20 protein-coding genes are annotated in these 17,007 nt (G+C 66.0%); 7 read left to right on the top strand and 13 right to left on the bottom strand.

The window, feature by feature from the left end; translation table 11 throughout:
* The first annotated feature begins 8 nt into the window (after window positions 1–8).
* The gene (fhuF, locus tag E8M01_RS25850; protein ID WP_136962777.1) at window positions 9–773 is read left to right on the top strand and encodes a siderophore-iron reductase FhuF; all 765 of its coding nucleotides are present in this window, start codon (window positions 9–11) and stop codon (window positions 771–773) included.
* 213 nt (window positions 774–986) lie between these two features.
* On the opposite strand, the gene E8M01_RS25855 is transcribed toward fhuF, so the two are convergent.
* From E8M01_RS25855 to E8M01_RS25900, 10 genes are all read right to left on the bottom strand, one after another.
* Complete coding sequence (locus E8M01_RS25855; protein WP_136962778.1) at window positions 987–1,409, bottom strand: YciI family protein; 423 nt, start codon at window positions 1,407–1,409, stop codon at window positions 987–989.
* A 222-nt stretch (window positions 1,410–1,631) separates the two neighbouring features.
* On the bottom strand, window positions 1,632–2,144 hold the full coding sequence (locus tag E8M01_RS25860; protein WP_136962779.1) for a DoxX family protein: 513 nt from the start codon (window positions 2,142–2,144) through the stop codon (window positions 1,632–1,634).
* A gap of 4 nt (window positions 2,145–2,148) precedes the next feature.
* Window positions 2,149–2,949 carry an HvfC/BufC N-terminal domain-containing protein gene (locus tag E8M01_RS25865; RefSeq protein WP_136962780.1) on the bottom strand — a complete coding sequence of 267 codons (801 nt, stop codon included), beginning with the start codon at window positions 2,947–2,949 and terminating at the stop codon, window positions 2,149–2,151.
* Window positions 2,936–3,862 (bottom strand): MNIO family bufferin maturase, encoded by a 927-nt coding sequence (gene bufB, locus E8M01_RS25870; protein ID WP_136962781.1) that lies wholly within the window; start codon window positions 3,860–3,862, stop codon window positions 2,936–2,938. The genes E8M01_RS25865 and bufB overlap by 14 nt, the downstream gene beginning before the upstream one ends.
* A 45-nt stretch (window positions 3,863–3,907) precedes the next feature.
* On the bottom strand, window positions 3,908–4,228 hold the full coding sequence (locus E8M01_RS25875; RefSeq protein ID WP_136962782.1) for a BufA1 family periplasmic bufferin-type metallophore: 321 nt from the start codon (window positions 4,226–4,228) through the stop codon (window positions 3,908–3,910).
* A gap of 213 nt (window positions 4,229–4,441) precedes the next feature.
* Entirely contained in the window at window positions 4,442–5,215 is a 774-nt protein-coding gene (locus E8M01_RS25880; RefSeq protein ID WP_136962783.1) for an enoyl-CoA hydratase/isomerase family protein, read from the bottom strand.
* A 50-nt stretch (window positions 5,216–5,265) separates the two neighbouring features.
* On the bottom strand, window positions 5,266–6,543 hold the full coding sequence (locus E8M01_RS25885; protein WP_136962784.1) for a M20 family metallo-hydrolase: 1,278 nt from the start codon (window positions 6,541–6,543) through the stop codon (window positions 5,266–5,268).
* Between the two features lie 8 nt (window positions 6,544–6,551).
* Window positions 6,552–7,433: an alpha/beta fold hydrolase gene (locus tag E8M01_RS25890; protein WP_136962785.1), complete on the bottom strand. Its 882-nt coding sequence runs from the start codon at window positions 7,431–7,433 to the stop codon at window positions 6,552–6,554.
* A 10-nt stretch (window positions 7,434–7,443) separates the two neighbouring features.
* Window positions 7,444–8,226: an SDR family oxidoreductase gene (locus E8M01_RS25895; protein ID WP_136962786.1), complete on the bottom strand. Its 783-nt coding sequence runs from the start codon at window positions 8,224–8,226 to the stop codon at window positions 7,444–7,446.
* Window positions 8,227–8,780: 554 nt separating this feature from the next.
* Window positions 8,781–9,914 carry a pyridoxal phosphate-dependent aminotransferase gene (locus E8M01_RS25900; protein ID WP_136962787.1) on the bottom strand — a complete coding sequence of 378 codons (1,134 nt, stop codon included), beginning with the start codon at window positions 9,912–9,914 and terminating at the stop codon, window positions 8,781–8,783.
* Window positions 9,915–10,156: 242 nt separating this feature from the next.
* On the opposite strand from E8M01_RS25900, the gene E8M01_RS25905 reads away from it, so the two are divergent.
* From E8M01_RS25905 to E8M01_RS25920, 4 genes are all read left to right on the top strand, one after another.
* Window positions 10,157–11,245 (top strand): ABC transporter substrate-binding protein, encoded by a 1,089-nt coding sequence (locus tag E8M01_RS25905; protein WP_170182075.1) that lies wholly within the window; start codon window positions 10,157–10,159, stop codon window positions 11,243–11,245.
* Between the two features lie 64 nt (window positions 11,246–11,309).
* Complete coding sequence (locus E8M01_RS25910) at window positions 11,310–12,146, top strand: ABC transporter ATP-binding protein (protein WP_136962788.1); 837 nt, start codon at window positions 11,310–11,312, stop codon at window positions 12,144–12,146.
* Between the two features lie 8 nt (window positions 12,147–12,154).
* Complete coding sequence (locus tag E8M01_RS25915) at window positions 12,155–12,979, top strand: ABC transporter permease (RefSeq protein ID WP_136962789.1); 825 nt, start codon at window positions 12,155–12,157, stop codon at window positions 12,977–12,979.
* Window positions 12,980–13,017: 38 nt separating this feature from the next.
* Entirely contained in the window at window positions 13,018–13,710 is a 693-nt protein-coding gene (locus E8M01_RS25920; protein WP_170182076.1) for a GntR family transcriptional regulator, read from the top strand.
* Window positions 13,711–13,766: 56 nt separating this feature from the next.
* Here the strand turns inward: E8M01_RS25920 and E8M01_RS25925 are convergent, their stop codons facing one another.
* Complete coding sequence (locus tag E8M01_RS25925) at window positions 13,767–14,582, bottom strand: gamma-glutamyl-gamma-aminobutyrate hydrolase family protein (RefSeq protein WP_136964837.1); 816 nt, start codon at window positions 14,580–14,582, stop codon at window positions 13,767–13,769.
* A 365-nt stretch (window positions 14,583–14,947) separates the two neighbouring features.
* On the opposite strand from E8M01_RS25925, the gene E8M01_RS25930 reads away from it, so the two are divergent.
* Together E8M01_RS25930 and E8M01_RS25935 are read left to right on the top strand one after the other, a co-directional pair.
* Window positions 14,948–15,187 (top strand): hypothetical protein, encoded by a 240-nt coding sequence (locus E8M01_RS25930; RefSeq protein ID WP_136962791.1) that lies wholly within the window; start codon window positions 14,948–14,950, stop codon window positions 15,185–15,187.
* A 251-nt stretch (window positions 15,188–15,438) separates the two neighbouring features.
* Window positions 15,439–15,681 carry a hypothetical protein gene (locus E8M01_RS25935; RefSeq protein ID WP_136962792.1) on the top strand — a complete coding sequence of 81 codons (243 nt, stop codon included), beginning with the start codon at window positions 15,439–15,441 and terminating at the stop codon, window positions 15,679–15,681.
* A gap of 132 nt (window positions 15,682–15,813) precedes the next feature.
* On the opposite strand, the gene E8M01_RS25940 is transcribed toward E8M01_RS25935, so the two are convergent.
* Together E8M01_RS25940 and E8M01_RS25945 are read right to left on the bottom strand one after the other, a co-directional pair.
* Window positions 15,814–16,230 carry a DoxX family protein gene (locus tag E8M01_RS25940; protein ID WP_136962793.1) on the bottom strand — a complete coding sequence of 139 codons (417 nt, stop codon included), beginning with the start codon at window positions 16,228–16,230 and terminating at the stop codon, window positions 15,814–15,816.
* A 200-nt stretch (window positions 16,231–16,430) separates the two neighbouring features.
* Entirely contained in the window at window positions 16,431–17,000 is a 570-nt protein-coding gene (locus tag E8M01_RS25945; RefSeq protein ID WP_136962794.1) for a DUF6932 family protein, read from the bottom strand.
* Window positions 17,001–17,007: the final 7 nt, after the last annotated feature.

Genomic DNA, 17,007 nt, shown 5'->3' on the forward strand with positions numbered 1-17,007 from the left:
GAGGCGAGGTGACCAACGCGCTCGCGCCGCTGCTCGACGGCCAGCTGGCCTTCCTGAAAGAAAAGCTCGCCTTCGCCGATGACCCGCGCGAGGCAGTCCATGGCGCCGATCTCACCGACCGGACGGTCTTGCGTGACATCCTGGCGCGTTACGGCGAGGCCTATCCCGGCCAGGACCCGCGCGCCGTCGCCTCGCTCTGGTCGAAATGGCACTTCGCCGTCGTGCTCGAGCCGGCCTTGGCGACCAACATGCTGCTCGACTGGGCCCTGCCGACCGGTCTCGGCGACATTGGCCTGATCTTCACCGCCGAGGCGCGGGCGCAGGCGCTCAAGGTGTCCCGTGCCGGCCATGCCTTCAAGCCGGCGACGGCGGAGGCGCGTTTCGCCGCGCTGATCGACGGCCATCTCGAACCGGTCATTGCCGCGCTCGCAGGGGAAACCGGCATCACGCCGCGGGTGCTCTGGAGCAATGCCGGCAATTATTTCGAGCATGCGCTGCGCACCGTCGAGCGGGCGACCTCGTCAGCCCAGCCCGGCGTCGTTCACGCCAAGGCTTTGCTGGCGAGCCGGACACGAGCGGATGGCCGGCCGAACCCCTTGTTCGAGCCGGTCTATTACCTCGACCAACAGGCTGAGACCGGCCGGCGCCGGCGGATCTGCTGTATCCGCTACCTCATTCCCGAACAGAAATATTGCGGTGCCTGTCCGATCGTCCGCAAGGATCGGGCGAGCCGCGATGCGGACGAGCGTCAGGCGGCGCGCGCGCGAACATGACTTTGGGACGCCGCGCGCGCCGCTCGATCCCTTATCCCCGCCGGCTCCGTTGCCAGACCAGATAGGGCATGCCGATGAGCGAGGCGACGAGGCCGGGGCCCGGCCATGGTTGCGCCGGTCACAGGCGGTTTCAAGCCCGGCGACCGGCGTGACCGTTGCCTCGGATCGATCTCAGAGTGGCCTTTTGCGCCCCGCGGCGCGCTGCCGGCCGCTTCAGCCGTTCCGCGCTTCGCCGGCATGCATCTCGGTGAAGTCTTTGAGCTCGGCTTGCACATCGGCCGGGAAATCGTCGAATTCCTGCACCTGGCGTATCTCGATGGTCGCGTCGTCAGTGCCCGGACAGCGTGAGGCCCAGGCGACAGCTTCCGCCTTCGACTTCACGTCGATCATCCAATAGCCGCCGAGCACTTCCTTGGCCTCGGAGAAGGGACCGTCGGTCACCTTGGCCTTGCCGCCGGGAAAGGTCACCCGCGCGCCCATCGACGGCGGGTGCAGGCCATCCAGCGTGATCAGCACGCCGGCCGCTTTCAGCTCCTGATTATATTTCATCATGGCGGCCACCGCCTCGGCGTCGGGCAACGTGCCGGGCGCCGCGGTCTCATAGCCCCTGGGGATCATCAGCATCATGAATCGCATGGTCGTGTCTCCTGGTTCGCATGTTGTCGGGAGGCGGGCCTTGGGGCTCGCGCTCCATCCTGACAACGAACGGGATCCCGCGGGATCGACATCGTCCGATGCTTTTTTCGAGGCAGGGCCGTGCGCCGTTTGCGCGCGATCCTGGAGCGACAGCGCGGCAAGGCGGGGTCCTGCCGGATCGGCCAACTGAATTGCGGAAGCGGCCAGCTTCGACGGAAATGCTCATCCTGGACGCCGCTTGATCCACCGATCGAGCCAGTGGTCGAGCGAAATCCGCCCCGGCCCAGACGCCATGATGGCGAGCGCCATCGCGGCCCAGGTCACATGCAGAGGCCAGCCCTGCGGCACGGTCAGTTGCACGACGAGCGTCATGACCAGAAGTCCGAACGCAGCCGGTCGCGTCGCCAGACCGAGAACGAGGAGGATGGGCAAGAGGATTTCCGCGGAACCTGCGGCGAAGGCCACCACGGCGGGAGCCGGGAAGGAATAAGGACCGCCCGGCAAGTGCAACTGGAATTCCGAACTGAAGAGCAGCACGGCGACCTCGTTCAATTGCAGGAAACCGTCCCATTTGTTGACCCCGGATCGCCAGAACGGAACTGCCAGCGCGCAGCGCAGGACAAGCTGGGTCAGCGACGGCGGGGCGAGGGCGCGAAGGATGGCGCCTGCGCGGTAGAAAACCCTGCCGATCGCTTGCCATCCAGCGGCGCCGGCGACATGCGGTCCAGGGGCCATGGCCTTATCCTCCCTGATTTGCCGCGATGAAGGCACCGGCCTCGAGCATCCCGACGATGCTGGCGGAGAGATCGAATTCCGGACTGTCCGCAAGCGCCGCCGCGGCGGCCGCGCCGAGTGGCGCGCCCGCGACGAGGTGCATCAGAAAGACCGTGCCGCCAGGTGGCAGGCGCCTGACAACGACCTCGAGACCGGGCCTCGTCACCAGCGCGTCCTCCGGCTCGGTTGCGCGGATCCGCCCGACCGGGCCGTCGCTCCGGTTTGCGACGAATATGGTGAGTGCCGGGAACCGGGAGCGCAGGATCCGGGTCGCCGGATGGGGCGTCAGAACGGTATCGGCCAGCCGGTCCGACGCTACGGAACCCAGAGCCTGGGGCGTCAGCGGTTCGGCATCGGCGGCGTGATAGGCGTCGAGCCAGGCCCGCTCGATGCGCGCCACGTCCGCCAGCCATGGCATCGGCTGCGCATGTTCATAAGCTTCGATGAAATCGGCAAAGCCGTGGCCATATTCGAACAGAAGCGGCGATGAGGGTGGCGCGGCGCGCACATGAGCCCTCGCCATCGCCCGGAAGAAATCCACGCCGACAATGCGCGCCGTCGCCGGAAACGTTGCCGCCAGCGCGTTGACGAGACTGACGGTGATGTTGTTGCGATAGACGTCGTAACGTTTGCCCGCGGCCTTGCCGGCTGGCCCGGTGAGCGACGAGGGCGGCGGTCGACCGGGATCGAGCAGCGCGGCGGCAAAGGCCCGCGCATAGCCAGGCTTGTCGCCGAAATCGTCCGCGGGGCGTTCACGCGCCAGCATGGGTCCTGTCCCGTATGGCACTGGTCGCGTGGCGGTCGAGGATCGCTTGCGCGGCGGTGGCCTCCGCCTTGAGCACGGGCCAGTCGGGAATGGCGCTGTCCCATTCGACCAGCGTCGGTATCGGTCCGCAGTGGCCGATCACGACGCCAAAAAGCGTCCACACGGCGTCGGCGACCGGGCCGTCATGGCTGTCGATGAGCAGGAGATCGCCTTCGTCGTCCGCCTGTTCGGCATGTCCCGCCAGATGGATTTCGCCGACATGCTCAAGCGGAAAATCAGCCAGATAGGCAAGCGCGGCGTAGCCGTGATTGGTGGCGGAAACGAAGACATTGTTGATGTCGAGCAACAGGCCGCAGCCTGTGCGCCGGACAAGTTCGCGGATGAAATCGGTCTCGTTCATCGTCGACTCGGCAAAAAGGACGTAGGTGGACGGATTCTCCAGCAGGATCGGGCGGCCGATCGCCTCCTGCACTTCATCGATGTGGTCGGCGACCCGGGCGAGCGTGGCCAGTGTGTAGGGCAGCGGCAATAGATCGTTGAAATAGGTCGTATCGTGGGTCGACCAGGCGAGATGCTCGGAAACAAGCGCCGGCTCGTAACGATCGACAAGCGCCTGGAAGCGCCCGAGATGGGTCTTGTCCAGAGGCTCAGGCCCGCCAATCGACATGCACACGCCGTGGAGCGAGACCGGGTAGCTCAGGCGGATGCGCGTGAGCGCGTCGTGTGGCGGGCCGCCGGCGCCCATATAGTTTTCGGCATGAACTTCAAAGAAGCCGGTCTGCTTCACGTCGGCGAGAATGGCCGGCAGATGCTCATGCTTGAGGCTGGTTCCGGCGAGGCCTGCCACGGGATGCGCGGGAAGGCGGAGCATCCCGGATGCGTTCGGCTCGGGTCTTGGCGCCAAATACTTCATCTTGGCCTCCGGTTCGGGTAGCCAGGCTCATGGCTCGGCCGTCCGCTACCGCAAGTCGCGCGTCAGCGCCTGAAGCGAGCCGGTGCGACCTCCCGGTAGCTGCATCGTGGCGCAGGTGCCGCCAGCCACGAACTTCCAGGCATTGCCCTGGTAATCAACGGTAGAAGTGCCCTGGCAGGTCGTCCCGGGACCGGCGGCGCAGTCGTTCTGTCCCTTCAGCACGACGCCGTAGCATTTCTCCATGCCCCTCGACATGGCGTCCCTGACCTGCGCATCCGTCAGCGGTGCCGCGGCTGCGAAGGACGAAAGCGCGGTCGCGACGGCGCTCGCCAGGAAGGTCGAACTCACGATTGATCTGGTGGACATGTTGCCATCTCCGGTGTGTTGCTCAGAGCGCTATTCCCCAAGCGCCATGGCCACTCGCGCGCGGGATCAGCACGCAATGGGCAGTTCGATGCGGATGGGCCATGCGTTACGTGGCTCTGGCGACACGAGTGCGTGATCGACGGATTCGGCGTAAAAAGCGTAGCTGAATCAACCGCGGCTATTGCTCCCGGCGCCTCACGCCCTGGCCGTCCCTCAGCTGCCGGTCCATTCCGGCGTGCGTTTGGCGACGAAGGCGTCGACGCCAATGCGGAAGTCGCGGCTGCCGTAGCATTCGCGAACCAGGTCGTCGCCGTCGACTTCGACCGCCTTCAGGATGCGGCGGATGGCCTCCTTGCTGACCCGCATGGTGACCGGGGCGTGGTTGACCAGGCGCCCGGTGATCTCGGCGACGCGGCCGTCGATGCCTTCCTCGACCACGTCGAGCAGGAAGCCGGCATCACGCGCCTCGGCGGCCGGGATCATCTCGGCCATCAGCAGGATGCGCTTGGTGCGCGCAACCCCGAGCTCGGCGACCAGGCGGGCGTAATTGGCGGCGGACAGGCAATTGCCGAGCGTCCGGGCAATCGGAATGCCGAATTGGGCGTCGGCGGTTGCGATGCGCAGGTCGCAGCAGGCGGCGATCGCCAGGCCGCCGCCGACGCACCAGCCGTCGACCACGGCGAGGGTTGGCACCGGCAAGGTTTCGAGCGCGGTCAGGATCGCCTCGATCCGCGCCTCATAAGCGATGCCGTCCTCGCCTGATGTGAAGGCCTGGAACTGATGGATATCGGTACCGGCGATGAAGGCCTTGCCACCGGCGCCGCGGAAGGTCGCGACCCGCAGCGTGCGGTCGGCGCGGATGGTCGCGCAGATCTCGGCCAGTTGCTCATACATCGCCCAGGTCATGGCGTTGCGCGCCTGTGGCCGGTCGAACAGGACGTGGGCGATGGCGCCCTCGCGGGTGAAACGGACGGTTCCCTGGTCCATGCGGGCTGACTTTCTTTTGGCGTCTGGCGGTTCTGAATCGTCGCCCGAGCCTAGGCGCGGTTGGCGAGATCCCAAAGCACATCGGCGAGAACCTGGGTCCCGGCGGTCAGATGCGCCGGCTCGGCCCATTCCGCCGGATTGTGCGAAATGCCGCCGCGGCAGGGCACGAAAATCATGCCGGCCGGGCAGACATAGTGCAGCTGGCGTGCGTCGTGGCCGGCAGCCGAATAGACATCCATGGCCGGAATATCGAGCGCGCCGGCGGCCTTGCCGATGGCGTCGCGGATGGCGGGCGCGAAGGTGAGCGAGGGGGAGTGCTGGATCTGCTTCAGCGCGACCTGGCAGGGCCCGCGCTCGGCCTCGACAATGCGCCTGATCTCGCCATCGACCCGGTCGACGATCGTATTGTCGGGATGGCGCAGGTCGATCGAGAAGAACACTTCCGCCGGCACCACCGAAGGGGCGTTGGGCGTCACCTGCATGAGCCCGACGGTGAGCAGCGTATCGGCTGGCTCCATGGCCGCCTGATCCATGGCGGCGATCATCCTGACCGCGGCCATCAGCGCGTCGCGGCGGTCGGCGCGCAGCGCCGTGCCGGCATGGGCGGCTTCGCCCGTCACCGTCACCCGGTAGCGCCGGGTGCCCTGGATGCCGGTGACGACACCTAAGGGAATGCCGGCCGCCTCCAGCACCGAGGCCTGTTCGATATGCGGCTCGACATAAGCCGCGATCGGCAAACCGAAGGGCCGGAGCGGCACGCCCTGGTCGCCGGCGAGGATCGCCTTCACCGCGTCGGCGATCGAAACGCCCTGGGCGTCGCGGATCGGCAGAACCTGGTCGAGCGTCTTGGTGCCGGTGAAGACGTCCGATCCGGTCATGCCCGGCGCGAAGCGCGAGCCTTCCTCATTGGTCCAGGCGACGATCTCGATCGGCCGGAGCGGCCGCGCGCCGCGCGCCGCCATGGCCTCCACCGCTTCGAGTGCCGCCAGCACGCCGAACACGCCGTCGAACTTGCCGCCGGTCGGCTGGGAATCGATATGCGAGCCGGCGACAACCGGCGGCAGCGCGGGATCGCGCCCCTCGTAACGCAGGAACAGGTTGGCGATGCCGTCGGTGAACGGTTTCAGCCCGATCCGCCGGCCCCAGGCGATCACCTGGGCGCGCGCCTCGCTCTCGACGCCTGAGAGGGTGGGGCGGTCGACGCCGCCATCGTCGCGGGCGCCGAAACGGGCAAGCGCCATATGGCGATCCCACAGCCGCTGGCCGTCGACCGCATCCGATGTTCTCGATTGGGAGGTTTTGGATTGGGAGGTTCTCGACTGCGTCATGCCATGCCTCAATTGGTCCGCATGATCTGGGCGGGATTGGCACGCGGGTCGCGCGGCCCCCATTGGCCGGCTTCGACCTGGGCGATGAACTCGGCCACCAGGCGGTTGAACAGTTCGGGTTCTTCGAGGTTCAGCGTGTGGCCGGCCTTCGGCAGCACGGCGAGACCGCAGCGCGGAATGGCGCGCTTCAGGAACAGGCCGGGCTGGATGCAGTGGTCGTCCTCGTCGCCGGTCATCACCAGCACCGGCACGTCGAGCTTGCCGAATTCGGCTTCCAGGTCATAGAGCGAGGGCCGGCGCATCTGCACGCCGCGCATGGTGTTGGCGGCGCCCAGCGCGTCATGCTGGCCGAGCCGGTCGGCGAACAATTGCCAGCCGCGCGGATCCTTGTTCTGGAACTGTACGCGCGAGGCGCCCTCGGCATAGACGGGGGCAAAGTCTTTTGGGCCGCGCTCCTGGAAGTTGCGCGCGACCTGTTCGGAAATGCCCTTGAAATAGTCCTCATGGGCCTTTTCCGCGCCATAACCGGCGCCGGCGGCGACCACCGACTTGACGCGGTCGGGATGGCGCAATGCCGCATGCAACGAGGCGAAGCCGCCCATCGACAAGCCGACGACATGGGCCTTGTCGATGCCTTCGGCGCTCAGCACGTCGACGATGTCGTCGGCGGCGCGCGCCTGCGAATAGCGCTCGACATCGGCCGGCACGTCCGAGGGCCGGTAGCCGCGTGCCGCGAAGGTGATGCAGCGGTGCCGCCTGGCGAAGGCATTCATCTGCGGCTCCCAGCTCCAGTGGCTGCCGCCGAACTCGTGGACGAAGATGATCGGCGTGCCCTGGCCGGCGGTTTCGTAGAACAGGCGGATGCCGTCGCTGGTCGTCGCAAAAGCCATGGCTCAGCCCTCAGATCACGGAACGGCGCGAGGCGATGCCGCCGTCGACGGTGAAAATGGCGCCCGACGTGTAGCCGGAGCGGTAGGAGGCCAGGAACACGATGAGGTCGGTCACCTCGTGGATATGGGCCGGCCGTTTCAGCGGATAACGCTGCTGCAGCTCGTCGTAGCGGTCGGCGTCGCCGAGCCAGTCCTTCGCCCGCTTCTTCAGCATGTTGTAGATGCGGTCGGTATCGACGGGACCGGGATTGACCCCGACCACCCGGATATTGTCGTCGAGCGAATGGCCGCCCATGGCGCGGGTGAAGGCCATCAGGCTGGCATTGCCGGTCGTGCCGGCGACATAGGCCGGGTCGAAGACCTCGCCGCCATTGCCGATATTATTGATGATGACGCCACCGCCCTGCGCCTTCATGCGCGGATAGAAGGCGCGGGTCAGATTGATATAGCCGAGCACTTTCAGCTCCCAGCCGGCGCGCCACTTGGCCTCGTCGACATCCCACAGCGAGCCGCTCGGAATGACGCCGGCATTGTTGACGAGAACGTCGATGTCGCCGACGGCGGCGACCAGCGTCTCGACCGCGCCGGGTGCCGTCATGTCCATGGCATGGGCCGTGACGGTGACGCCGTGCTCGGCCTCCAGCGCGCGCTTCAACGCGTCGAGCCGGTCGCCCGAGCGCGCCACGACATGCAGGTTGCAGCCTTCCTCGGCGAAGGAACGGGCGAGCCCTTCGCCGATCCCCTGCGAGGCGCCCGTGATCAGCACCGTCTTGCCTTTGAGCCCGAGGTCCATGGTTCGAAATCTCCGTATGAGAGTGGTGTCTGCGCGACGGGTGAGGGTGGTCGCCTAGGGACGTCTTGTGTTCCGGCCTTCGACCCGCGGGGTGAACTTGGTCTGATGCACGAGCCTTGAAGGTCCGCCCGAGAACCACCGCCTTGACCTCTCCCCGGCGGGGAGAGGTCGGCCGAAGGCCGGGAGAGGGGGCGCGCCGCTTTCCGCGAAGGCATCATGCGAAACCGGCGACGCACCATGCTCTACGTCACCCCCGGCGAGCGAAGCGAGGGAAGGGGGGCCAGGGGTCGCTTCGCCGCGCCCCCAGTGCATGTGTTTGGGTGATCTCGCTGTGTTGAGGCCAGGGCCCCGCAACTCCTGGACCCCCTTCCCTCGCTTCGCTCGCCGGGGGTGACGTACTGCGGCGTGTAATGCGTTGTGTGAATCCGGTAGCCCCGCCGGGGAGAGGTGAAGAGGTGCCGCTGGGAAAGGCAAAGCGAACCTGGGCCGGTTGTGGGTCTTGCGTTCTGCGAAGGCGGCCATTGGCGGAAACCTCATGGGCGAGGGCAGGCGGGTCAGAACAATTTGACGGCTTCGTTGCGGCCGCGGGCCTGTTCGACCAGGCGCGGCAGCAGGTCGACGAATTCCTCGACCCAGGCGGTCGGCACGCTGGTGCTGATCTTGACGAAGCGGTCGCCGAAGGTCGGCGTGTGATAGGCGCCCTGGCGGATCATGATGTCGTGCTCCTGATAGGCGGCGACCAGCGCCTCCGGCTTGACCCCGGCGCGCTCGCATTCCAGCACGATGAAATTGCCGTTGGAGGGATAGACCGGCATAGCGAGGCCGGGGATCCGGTCGGAGGCGTCCTTGATCAGCTTCTGGTTCGCCCGCTGCTGAGCCAGCACGCCCGGGAACCATTCGTCCTTGATTGTCAGACCGGCGAGCGCTGCGCGCTGCGACAGGATGTTGGAGCCGAGATTGTTCGGCGGCGCGCCGGCGAGCTTTTCGACGATATCGGGATGGGCGACCACGGCGCCGACCCGAAGGCCCGCGAAGCCCAGCCATTTCGAGAAGCTGTAGATGGTGATGGTCCGCTCGGGGTAGCGGGTCGCGGCGAGCGTGTGGTCATAGGCGAAATGGCGATAGGTGCAGTCGTGGATCAGATAGGCGCCGGCCTGTCTTGTCGCCGCGACGATGCCGTCGATCTCGGCTGCCGTGCAGGCGCTCCCGAGCGGATTGTTCGGATCGACCAGGTAAACCACCTTGGTCTTCGGCGTGATGGCGGCGGCAAGCCGTTCCGGCGCCAGGCGATAGCCGTGCTCCTCGCCATAGATCGGGATCTGCGTCACCGTGGCGCCGACCGAGCGGGCAAAGGCCATCGGCCAGTTCCAGGTCGGATCGGTGGTGATGAACTCGTCGCCGGGCTCAAGCAGCGTGTGGCAGACGTGGTAGAGCGAGGCGACCGCCCCGTCCGACAGCAGCGCCGCCTGACCTGGCAGCCCGAGATCGGCGACGATGCCGTGGCGCAGCTCTTCCAGGCCCGCCGGCGGCGCGTAGATGTGGAACTCCTCGTCGCGGATGCATTTCTCCATTGCCGCCAGGACGGCTGGATGCGGCGTGGCGTGATTGGTGTTCTGACCCATCCAGCGCAGGCCCGGCGTGTTCACCAGGCGATCGAAATGGGCGTTCCTGACCTCGAAGGGTTTCATCATCTCTCCGCACATATCAGGCGATCTGGCATAATGAGAGGCCGTCTCGCTCCTTGCTCGAGCCAAATATGCACTATTCTGGCATGCCGGATAGCTCAAAAAATGCGCAATAAGCAAAAATATTATGCCAAGTTTGATTTCTGGCATAATGAGACTTGCGCGCCAGAGCAAAGGCAGTGATGGTTGTGGCCTGGGTGTAGAGGGGATCTCACCGCATGACCGACGGGTTTGGGAGAAGTCACATGCTGTCACGCCGAAATGCTCTTAAAGGCCTGGGCGCCGCCGCTGCCGCCGCCGGTGGCCTGACGCTCTCAGCCCCGGCCATCGCCCAGGGCGCGAGCCGGGTGTCGTTCACCACCTCGTGGATTCCGGAAGGGCCGAACCTCTTCGCCTATGTCGCCCGCGACAAAGGCTTCTGGAAGAATGCCGGCCTCGATGTCAGCGTCGCTCGCGGTTCGGGCTCGGGCGCCGCCGCCCAGGCGGTCAGCGCCGGCACTTTCGATTTCGGCATGGCGGCGACACCAACCGTCATCATCCAGGCCGCCAAGAAGCTGCCGATCACCTGCATCGGTCAGATCAATTACGATGCGCTGATGGGTGTCGGCGTGCTCGCCGCCTCGCCGATCCGGGCCCCGAAAGACCTGGAAGGCAAGAAGCTCGGCGCCAGCGTCACCTCGGGCGAATATCCCTTCCTGCCGCTCTATGCCGAGAAGGCCGGCTTCGACCTCGCCAAGGTGCAGATCGTCCAGGTCGACGGCAAGGTGCGCGAGCGCACCCTGGTCGAGAAGCAGGTCGATGCCGTCTCGGCCTTCGCCACCAGCACGGTGCCCTCGCTGGCACCGCTCGGCACCGACGTGCGCTTCATGCTGTTCTCCAGCGTCGGCATCGAATTCTACGGCCAGTCGCTGACCACCCAGCCGGCGCGCATCGAGAAGGACCGGGCGCTCTGCGAGGCCTTCGTCCAGGGCGCCATGGAGGCGATCCGCTTCACGCTGACCAATTTCGACGAAGCCATCGACATCTTCCTGAAGGCCAATAGCGAGGTGGCGATCTCCGCCACCGGCAAGGACTATTCCCGCATCGGCCTCGGCCTCACCAATCTGACCAACCTGGTGCCGGAGGTGAAGGACAAGGGGCTCGGGTTTGCCGACCCGCAGAAGGTCGCGACCATGGCCGATCTCGTGCTGAAATATGCCGCCGGCGAGGGCGCCACGCGGCCCGATCTCGGCGCCCTGTTCACCAACGCCTTCGCCGGCAAGATCAAGCTGACCGCGGCCGAGCTCGCAACCGCCGAGCGGACCGCCGCGGCCTACCGCAAATATGTCGGCTGACCACGCGCAAGACGTGCCAGAAGGGAAGAACGCAATGTTGGCCTTGGCAACGAAAGCGGAGCTCATGCCGCCACAGGAGCCCCTTGTTTCCGTCAGCGGGGTGCAGAAGACCTATTTCACCCGCCAGTCGCCGATCCAGGCCGTGGCCTCGGCCTCGGTCGATGTCGCCCGGGGCGAGTTCGTCTCGCTGCTCGGGCCCTCGGGCTGCGGCAAGAGCACGCTGTTGATGATGATCGCCGGCCTGGAAAAGCCGACGGCCGGGTCGATCAGCCTGCACGGCTCGGCCGTCGTCAATCCGCGCCGCGACATCGGCATCATCTTCCAAGACGCCACCTTGCTGCCCTGGAAGAGCACGCTGGAAAACGTGCTGTTTCCCATCCAGATCCTGAAGCTGCCGATGGAGAAATACCGGGAGAGGGCGCGTGAACTGATCGCCATGGTCGGGCTGACCGGTTTCGAGCACAAGAAGCCGGCGGAACTGTCGGGCGGCATGCGCCAGCGCGTCGCCATTTGCCGGGCGCTGATCCACGACCCCGACATTCTCCTGATGGACGAGCCGTTCAGCGCTCTCGACGCCATCACCCGCGACCAGATGAACGTGGCGCTGTCGGAGATCCTGGAGACCTATAAGAAGACCGTCATCTTCGTCACCCATTCGATCCGCGAGGCGGCCTTCCTGTCCGACCGGGTGGTGGTGATGGGCGGCCGTCCCTCGACCATCATTCTCGACATGAAGATGCCGTTTCCCCGTCCGCGCCGCTTCGAGATCGAGGAGACGCAGGAATTCGCTCAAGTCTGCCGGCAATTGCGCCTGACCATCGAGGCCGCCCACGGTCATCCGCCTGCATTGGTCAAATCTTCAACTGCGAGTCCGGCTTCCGGCTCGGCCGTCATCGAGTGAGGTCCACCATGGCCACCGCCACCATCGGCACGGAGACCGGTGCCGTCATCCCCAGCGCCCATGCCGGCCAGACCGTCGCCGGCCTGCGCAGCATCCTGCTGCCGCTGGGCCTCGCCTTCATCGTGCTCGCCGCCTGGCAGCTCTATGTCACCATTGGCAACATCCCCTCGGTGATCCTGCCGTCGCCGATCTCGATCGCCCGCTACATCGTCGCCCGCTACGACATCCTGTTGATGCACGCGGTCCCGACCACACTGGAATCGGCTGCCGGCTTCCTGCTCGCCCTGGTGCTCGGCATCGTGCTCGCCATCATCATCACCTATTCGCGGGTGGCCCATGAGGCGCTTTATCCGAACCTGATCTTTTTCCAGCTGATCCCCAAGATCGCGCTGGCGCCCCTGTTCATCATCTGGCTCGGCATCGGCTCGCAGTCGCGCATCGCCTTCTCGGTGTTCATCGCCTTCTTTCCTGTCGTGATCGCCACCACGGCGGGATTCTTGAGCGTCGACAAGGGCATGCTCAGGCTCTGCCGGTCGCTCACCGCCACCGAATGGCAGGTGTTCACCAGCGTGCGCTTCCCTTCCGCGCTGCCGCATATCTTCTCCGGCGCCAAGATCGCGGTCACGCTCGCCATCATCGGCGTGATCATCGGCGAGTTCATCACCGCCCAGGCCGGCCTTGGCTATCTCATCATCTTCGCCACCGCGCGGGCCGATACCGAGGTCTCGATGGCGGCCATCGTGGTGCTTTGCGTTTGCGGACTGTTGCTGTACGGCCTTGTGGCGCTCGCGGAATCGATCGCGAACAGGTTTTACTCTTCGGACAGCCGATGAAGCCCCGTCTCGGCGTGCAGCGGAAAATCGGAACGGTCATGGCGTCTGAGGAACCGGAATCGCTTTCGGCCGAGGTCGTCCACCGGCTCGAGGAGGAAATCCTCAAAGGCCTCAGGCGTCCCGGCGACAAGCTCGACGAGCGCCAGCTCGCCGAGCAGTTCGGCATGTCGCGCACGCCGGTGCGCGAGGCGCTGCAGCGGCTGGCCGCCAGCGGCCTGGTCATTTCGCGCGGCCGCCAGGGCCTGCAGGTCGCCCAGCTCTCGCTCGCCGACCTGCTGGACGCCTTCTCCATCGTCGCCGAACTGGAGGGCCTGGCCTCGGCCCAGGCCGCCCGGCGCATCCAGCCGGACCAGCGCCAGCGGCTGCAGGCCGCCCACGCGGCCTGTGCCAGGGCTGCCGACGCCGAGGATGTCGAGGGCTTCTACGAGGCCAATCTGGTGTTCCACGAGACCATCGCGGCGGCGAGCCACAACCGTATCCTGCAGGAGGAGCTGCGGCGGCTCACGCTCAAGATCTCGCCCTACCGGCGCACCATCACCTATCAGCCGGGCCGCATGCAGTCGTCGATTCCCGAGCATGGCCAGGTGATGGAGGCGATCCTGCGCGGCGACGGTGCCCAGGCGAGCCAGCTGATGCGCGCCCATGTGACGCTGCTCGGCGAGGGCCTGTCCGACCTCTTGCATTTCCTGCGCTTCTCGGGCGACCACAACCTGCTTGCCGAACTGGCCTGACGCACCGCCGGTCAGCGGCGGTCATGCAGCCTTTGGCCTGGGCGCAGGCGCAGGCCTCAGCCGACGCTCGCCGGCTTCGCCCATGCCGGGCGGACCCGCCGCGCCGCCGGCTGCTTGCGGGCCGCCAGCGCCTCGCCGAAGGCCTCGAACAGCGCGCGGTTCACCGGGTTGCATTGCGGATCATATTCCGCGTGCCATTGCACGCCGAGCGCAAAGCCCGGCGCATCGGCAATGCGGATCGCCTCGGCGGTGCCGTCTTCGGCCACGCCCTCGATCACGACCCGCTCGCCGGGTTCGAGAATGCCCTGGCCATGCAGCGAGTTGACGCGGATCGTCTCCCGGCCGAAGAGCCGCGCGAAGACGCCGCCGGGGACCAGACGGACATCATGGCGATCGGCAAAGACCACGGCGGGATCCGGATGAACTTCGCCGGTCTCCAGCCGCGGCATGCGATGGTTCATGCGGCCGGGCAGGTCGCGGATCTCCGGATGCAACGAACCGCCGAAGGCGACGTTCATCTCCTGAAAGCCGCGACAGATGCCGAAGATCGGGATGCCCTCGGCGACGCAGATCTCGGTCAGTGCCAGCGCCATGGCGTCGCGGGCATTGTCATAGGGCTCGTGCCGCGGATCCGGTTCGGTGCGGAAATGGGCCGGGTGAACATTGGCGCGCGCGCCGGTCAGCAAGATCCCGTCGACCACCTCGAGCAATGCGCCGATATCGGTGATGTCTGGCGCCCCGGCGAACATCAGCGGCAAGGCTTTGGCGACCTCGGTGACCGCGCGCAGATTGCGCTCTCCGACGTGCTGCACGACGAAACGATTGTCGACGAGATGCGAATTCCCGATGACGCCGACAACAGGCCTGTTCATCTCCCGTCTCCCATTCACGCAGGCGAAAATTCCCGCCATCGCCCGCAACCATAGCATTCTCGACCCAACGGGCCGCGTCGAGAAGTCTTCAATTGCAACATCTGCATTTCCGCTTTGGCGCCCAATCGGCGGTTGTTGTGGCGCGCGGTTCCAGGCGATAGGGAGGACCGCCTGATAGTGCCGGGCCGATTCCATGGCGCTCCTGGCGGCCCGGCTTTTGTTGTTGTCATGACGACAGGCCGCAAGCGCCGGTCCTGCCGGTCGAAATATCCCGAGGTCGCAGGAACTTAGTGAGTTGTCGACGCGTTCCTGATCTGGGATTCCATTGAGAATACCGGATTGCTCTCACACAACGGAGGCTGACCATGCATCGTCGAGCTCTGATTCTAGGCGCGATCGCCGTTCCCTTGGCGGCCTGCGCAGGCACGACGACCACCGAGCAGCGTATCGGTGGCGCCGCCGTCGGCGCTGGTACCGGCGCGGTGGTTGCCGGTCCGGTCGGCGCGGTCGTCGGCGGTGTCGCCGGTGCCGTGACTGGACCGAGCGTGGTGCGCGGCACGCGCCGTGCGACACGGCGTCGGCGTTACAGGCGTACCCGCGCCTGACGGCGCGCGTGCTTCAATTGCGCAAGAGCTTCAATCGGGGATGAGTTCGGCGGGGCCTTTGGCTCCGCCGTTGCTGTTTCGGATCGGGTTCGATCCGAAACGTGATCATGCCGGTTCGGCTCAGGCCGCTGCTTGCGGTTGGTCCTCCCCTCTGCCATGTCAAAACCGTCGATCGCGCGTGCGGCCTGATTTTTGATGGAATGACCAGGCTGTAATGGCGCTCCCGCGACCCGGCGAAGGCAGTTCGACCCATGCAGCGAAACCGACCCCATTTTGACAGCGGCCAGACGGTTGCCGTCGCCGTCGCGGTGGCCTTCCGCCAATTCGCCGAGGCCGTCGCGACATCCGATCGCGCGCTTGCGGTCGCCGCCCTCGAAGTCACTGAGCGCCTGACCTTCGAGACCCTGGCCGGCCGCTATGTCAGCGAGGCGGACCGCAGGGCGGTGGCGAAGCTGATCGCGCAGACGATCTCGGAGATCAGGGCAAGGGCTTAGGCCACACTAAGGGCTGGCAATGAGGGCAGGCTTCACCCGCGTCGTCGTCTTGCGCGAATGGGCGCTCCGGCGCGGTACCCCGTCAGCCGGCGGGAAATGCAGCAACGTTCGCTCGACCTGCGCTCGAAGGCATCAATTCGATTGCGGCATCACCGAACGTTTCATTGCATGAATGCCGTCGCCGAGAAGGGCAAGCGCAAAGCAGGCGATCGCCCAGAATACCGGGAACTCATAGCCTCCCCCCCGATTTGTAAACTGCCAACCGGCATTGCCGTGGCCGAGATAGGCGGCGGCCAGAAGGTGTACGCCGAGAAAGACGGCAACAGGGCGCGCATATATGCCAAGGATCAACATGATCCCGCCGATTGTCTCATAGATCATGACGACCCATGCGAACCATCCCGGCAGGCCGAGCGAGCCGAAGTAACCCGAGGCCCCCGCCATCGAGAATACGAAGACCTTGAGGTAAAGGCCGTGCAGGATAAACAAAATGCCCATGCTCACGCGCAGCAGAAGGGCAGCGTAGGGCGCATATTGTTGGTCAACCATGGTCGTTTCCTCCGACCTGTCGCAGGCGCCCGAGTTCTCGAGGCGCGTGCACATGATCGCAGAGATTTGGAATCTTGTGTAGACGATGCCGAATTGGCCAGTGAAATGGATCGGCCAGTTCTACCTTGTTTCCTCGCGCGTCACGGCTGCGCGACACGAACCACGGCGACGACGGATGACTGCCGATCTCGACCGGATCGTCAGGACATATCCGGCGCTCGCTTGCCATCGCGAAGCGTCTCGTCCATTTCCAGCTTCGCCAGCAACAGTGCCTCGGTGTCGGCCGGCACGGCACCGCGCCTGACGATGCGCGGCCACAGATCGACAGGCGGAGCGCTGATGAGCGCGGGGCTCAGCGTGATGATCTGGAGGTCGTCGTTCAGGTGCTGCCGCTGGCCGCAATGGGACGCCCGGCAGGCGACGCGAGTGTGGCACTCCCGATAGTGGCAGATGCGCCCAAGGTAGCGGTCCGCCCGGTCGGCAAGGAAGATGTCGGCACCCAGGTTGATCGTCTGCGCCGTGCCTTTGAGGCGCCGGCCCAGGCGGGCGAGGCCCGAAAGATCCATGGCGGCCTCGATGGTGACGAGCACGTCGGCATCCTTCGGTACGGGCTTGTCGGTGGTCAGCGACCCGAGGAGGGCGATCCGCTGGACGCCCGGCGACGATTGCGCCGCACGCGCGAAGGCGAGCACGGCCTCCAGCAGATGACGCCGCGGATCAGGGACAGAGGGTTGTGGTCCGAGCCGGCTTCTTATCGCGTTGCGCCTCATGTGGCGT

It is taken from the genome of Phreatobacter stygius (assembly GCF_005144885.1).
In the GTDB taxonomy this organism is placed as follows: Bacteria; Pseudomonadota; Alphaproteobacteria; order Rhizobiales; family Phreatobacteraceae; genus Phreatobacter; species Phreatobacter stygius.

What these genes read in the sequence shown, in the direction of transcription:
- E8M01_RS25945 (WP_136962794.1), bottom strand. Translation starts at nt 17,000, where the DNA reads ATGAGGCGCAACGCGATAAGAAGCCGGCTCGGACCACAACCCTCTGTC.
- E8M01_RS25875 (WP_136962782.1), bottom strand. Translation starts at nt 4,228, where the DNA reads ATGTCCACCAGATCAATCGTGAGTTCGACCTTCCTGGCGAGCGCCGTC.
- E8M01_RS25895 (WP_136962786.1), bottom strand. Translation starts at nt 8,226, where the DNA reads ATGGACCTCGGGCTCAAAGGCAAGACGGTGCTGATCACGGGCGCCTCG.
- E8M01_RS25860 (WP_136962779.1), bottom strand. Translation starts at nt 2,144, where the DNA reads ATGGCCCCTGGACCGCATGTCGCCGGCGCCGCTGGATGGCAAGCGATC.
- E8M01_RS25890 (WP_136962785.1), bottom strand. Translation starts at nt 7,433, where the DNA reads ATGGCTTTTGCGACGACCAGCGACGGCATCCGCCTGTTCTACGAAACC.
- bufB (WP_136962781.1), bottom strand. Translation starts at nt 3,862, where the DNA reads ATGAAGTATTTGGCGCCAAGACCCGAGCCGAACGCATCCGGGATGCTC.
- E8M01_RS25915 (WP_136962789.1), top strand. Translation starts at nt 12,155, where the DNA reads ATGGCCACCGCCACCATCGGCACGGAGACCGGTGCCGTCATCCCCAGC.
- E8M01_RS25885 (WP_136962784.1), bottom strand. Translation starts at nt 6,543, where the DNA reads ATGACGCAGTCGAGAACCTCCCAATCCAAAACCTCCCAATCGAGAACA.
- E8M01_RS25865 (WP_136962780.1), bottom strand. Translation starts at nt 2,949, where the DNA reads ATGCTGGCGCGTGAACGCCCCGCGGACGATTTCGGCGACAAGCCTGGC.
- E8M01_RS25880 (WP_136962783.1), bottom strand. Translation starts at nt 5,215, where the DNA reads ATGGACCAGGGAACCGTCCGTTTCACCCGCGAGGGCGCCATCGCCCAC.
- E8M01_RS25940 (WP_136962793.1), bottom strand. Translation starts at nt 16,230, where the DNA reads ATGGTTGACCAACAATATGCGCCCTACGCTGCCCTTCTGCTGCGCGTG.
- E8M01_RS25910 (WP_136962788.1), top strand. Translation starts at nt 11,310, where the DNA reads ATGCCGCCACAGGAGCCCCTTGTTTCCGTCAGCGGGGTGCAGAAGACC.
- E8M01_RS25855 (WP_136962778.1), bottom strand. Translation starts at nt 1,409, where the DNA reads ATGCGATTCATGATGCTGATGATCCCCAGGGGCTATGAGACCGCGGCG.
- E8M01_RS25930 (WP_136962791.1), top strand. Translation starts at nt 14,948, where the DNA reads ATGCATCGTCGAGCTCTGATTCTAGGCGCGATCGCCGTTCCCTTGGCG.
- E8M01_RS25925 (WP_136964837.1), bottom strand. Translation starts at nt 14,582, where the DNA reads ATGAACAGGCCTGTTGTCGGCGTCATCGGGAATTCGCATCTCGTCGAC.
- E8M01_RS25920 (WP_170182076.1), top strand. Translation starts at nt 13,018, where the DNA reads ATGGCGTCTGAGGAACCGGAATCGCTTTCGGCCGAGGTCGTCCACCGG.
- E8M01_RS25900 (WP_136962787.1), bottom strand. Translation starts at nt 9,914, where the DNA reads ATGAAACCCTTCGAGGTCAGGAACGCCCATTTCGATCGCCTGGTGAAC.
- E8M01_RS25935 (WP_136962792.1), top strand. Translation starts at nt 15,439, where the DNA reads ATGCAGCGAAACCGACCCCATTTTGACAGCGGCCAGACGGTTGCCGTC.
- E8M01_RS25905 (WP_170182075.1), top strand. Translation starts at nt 10,157, where the DNA reads ATGCTGTCACGCCGAAATGCTCTTAAAGGCCTGGGCGCCGCCGCTGCC.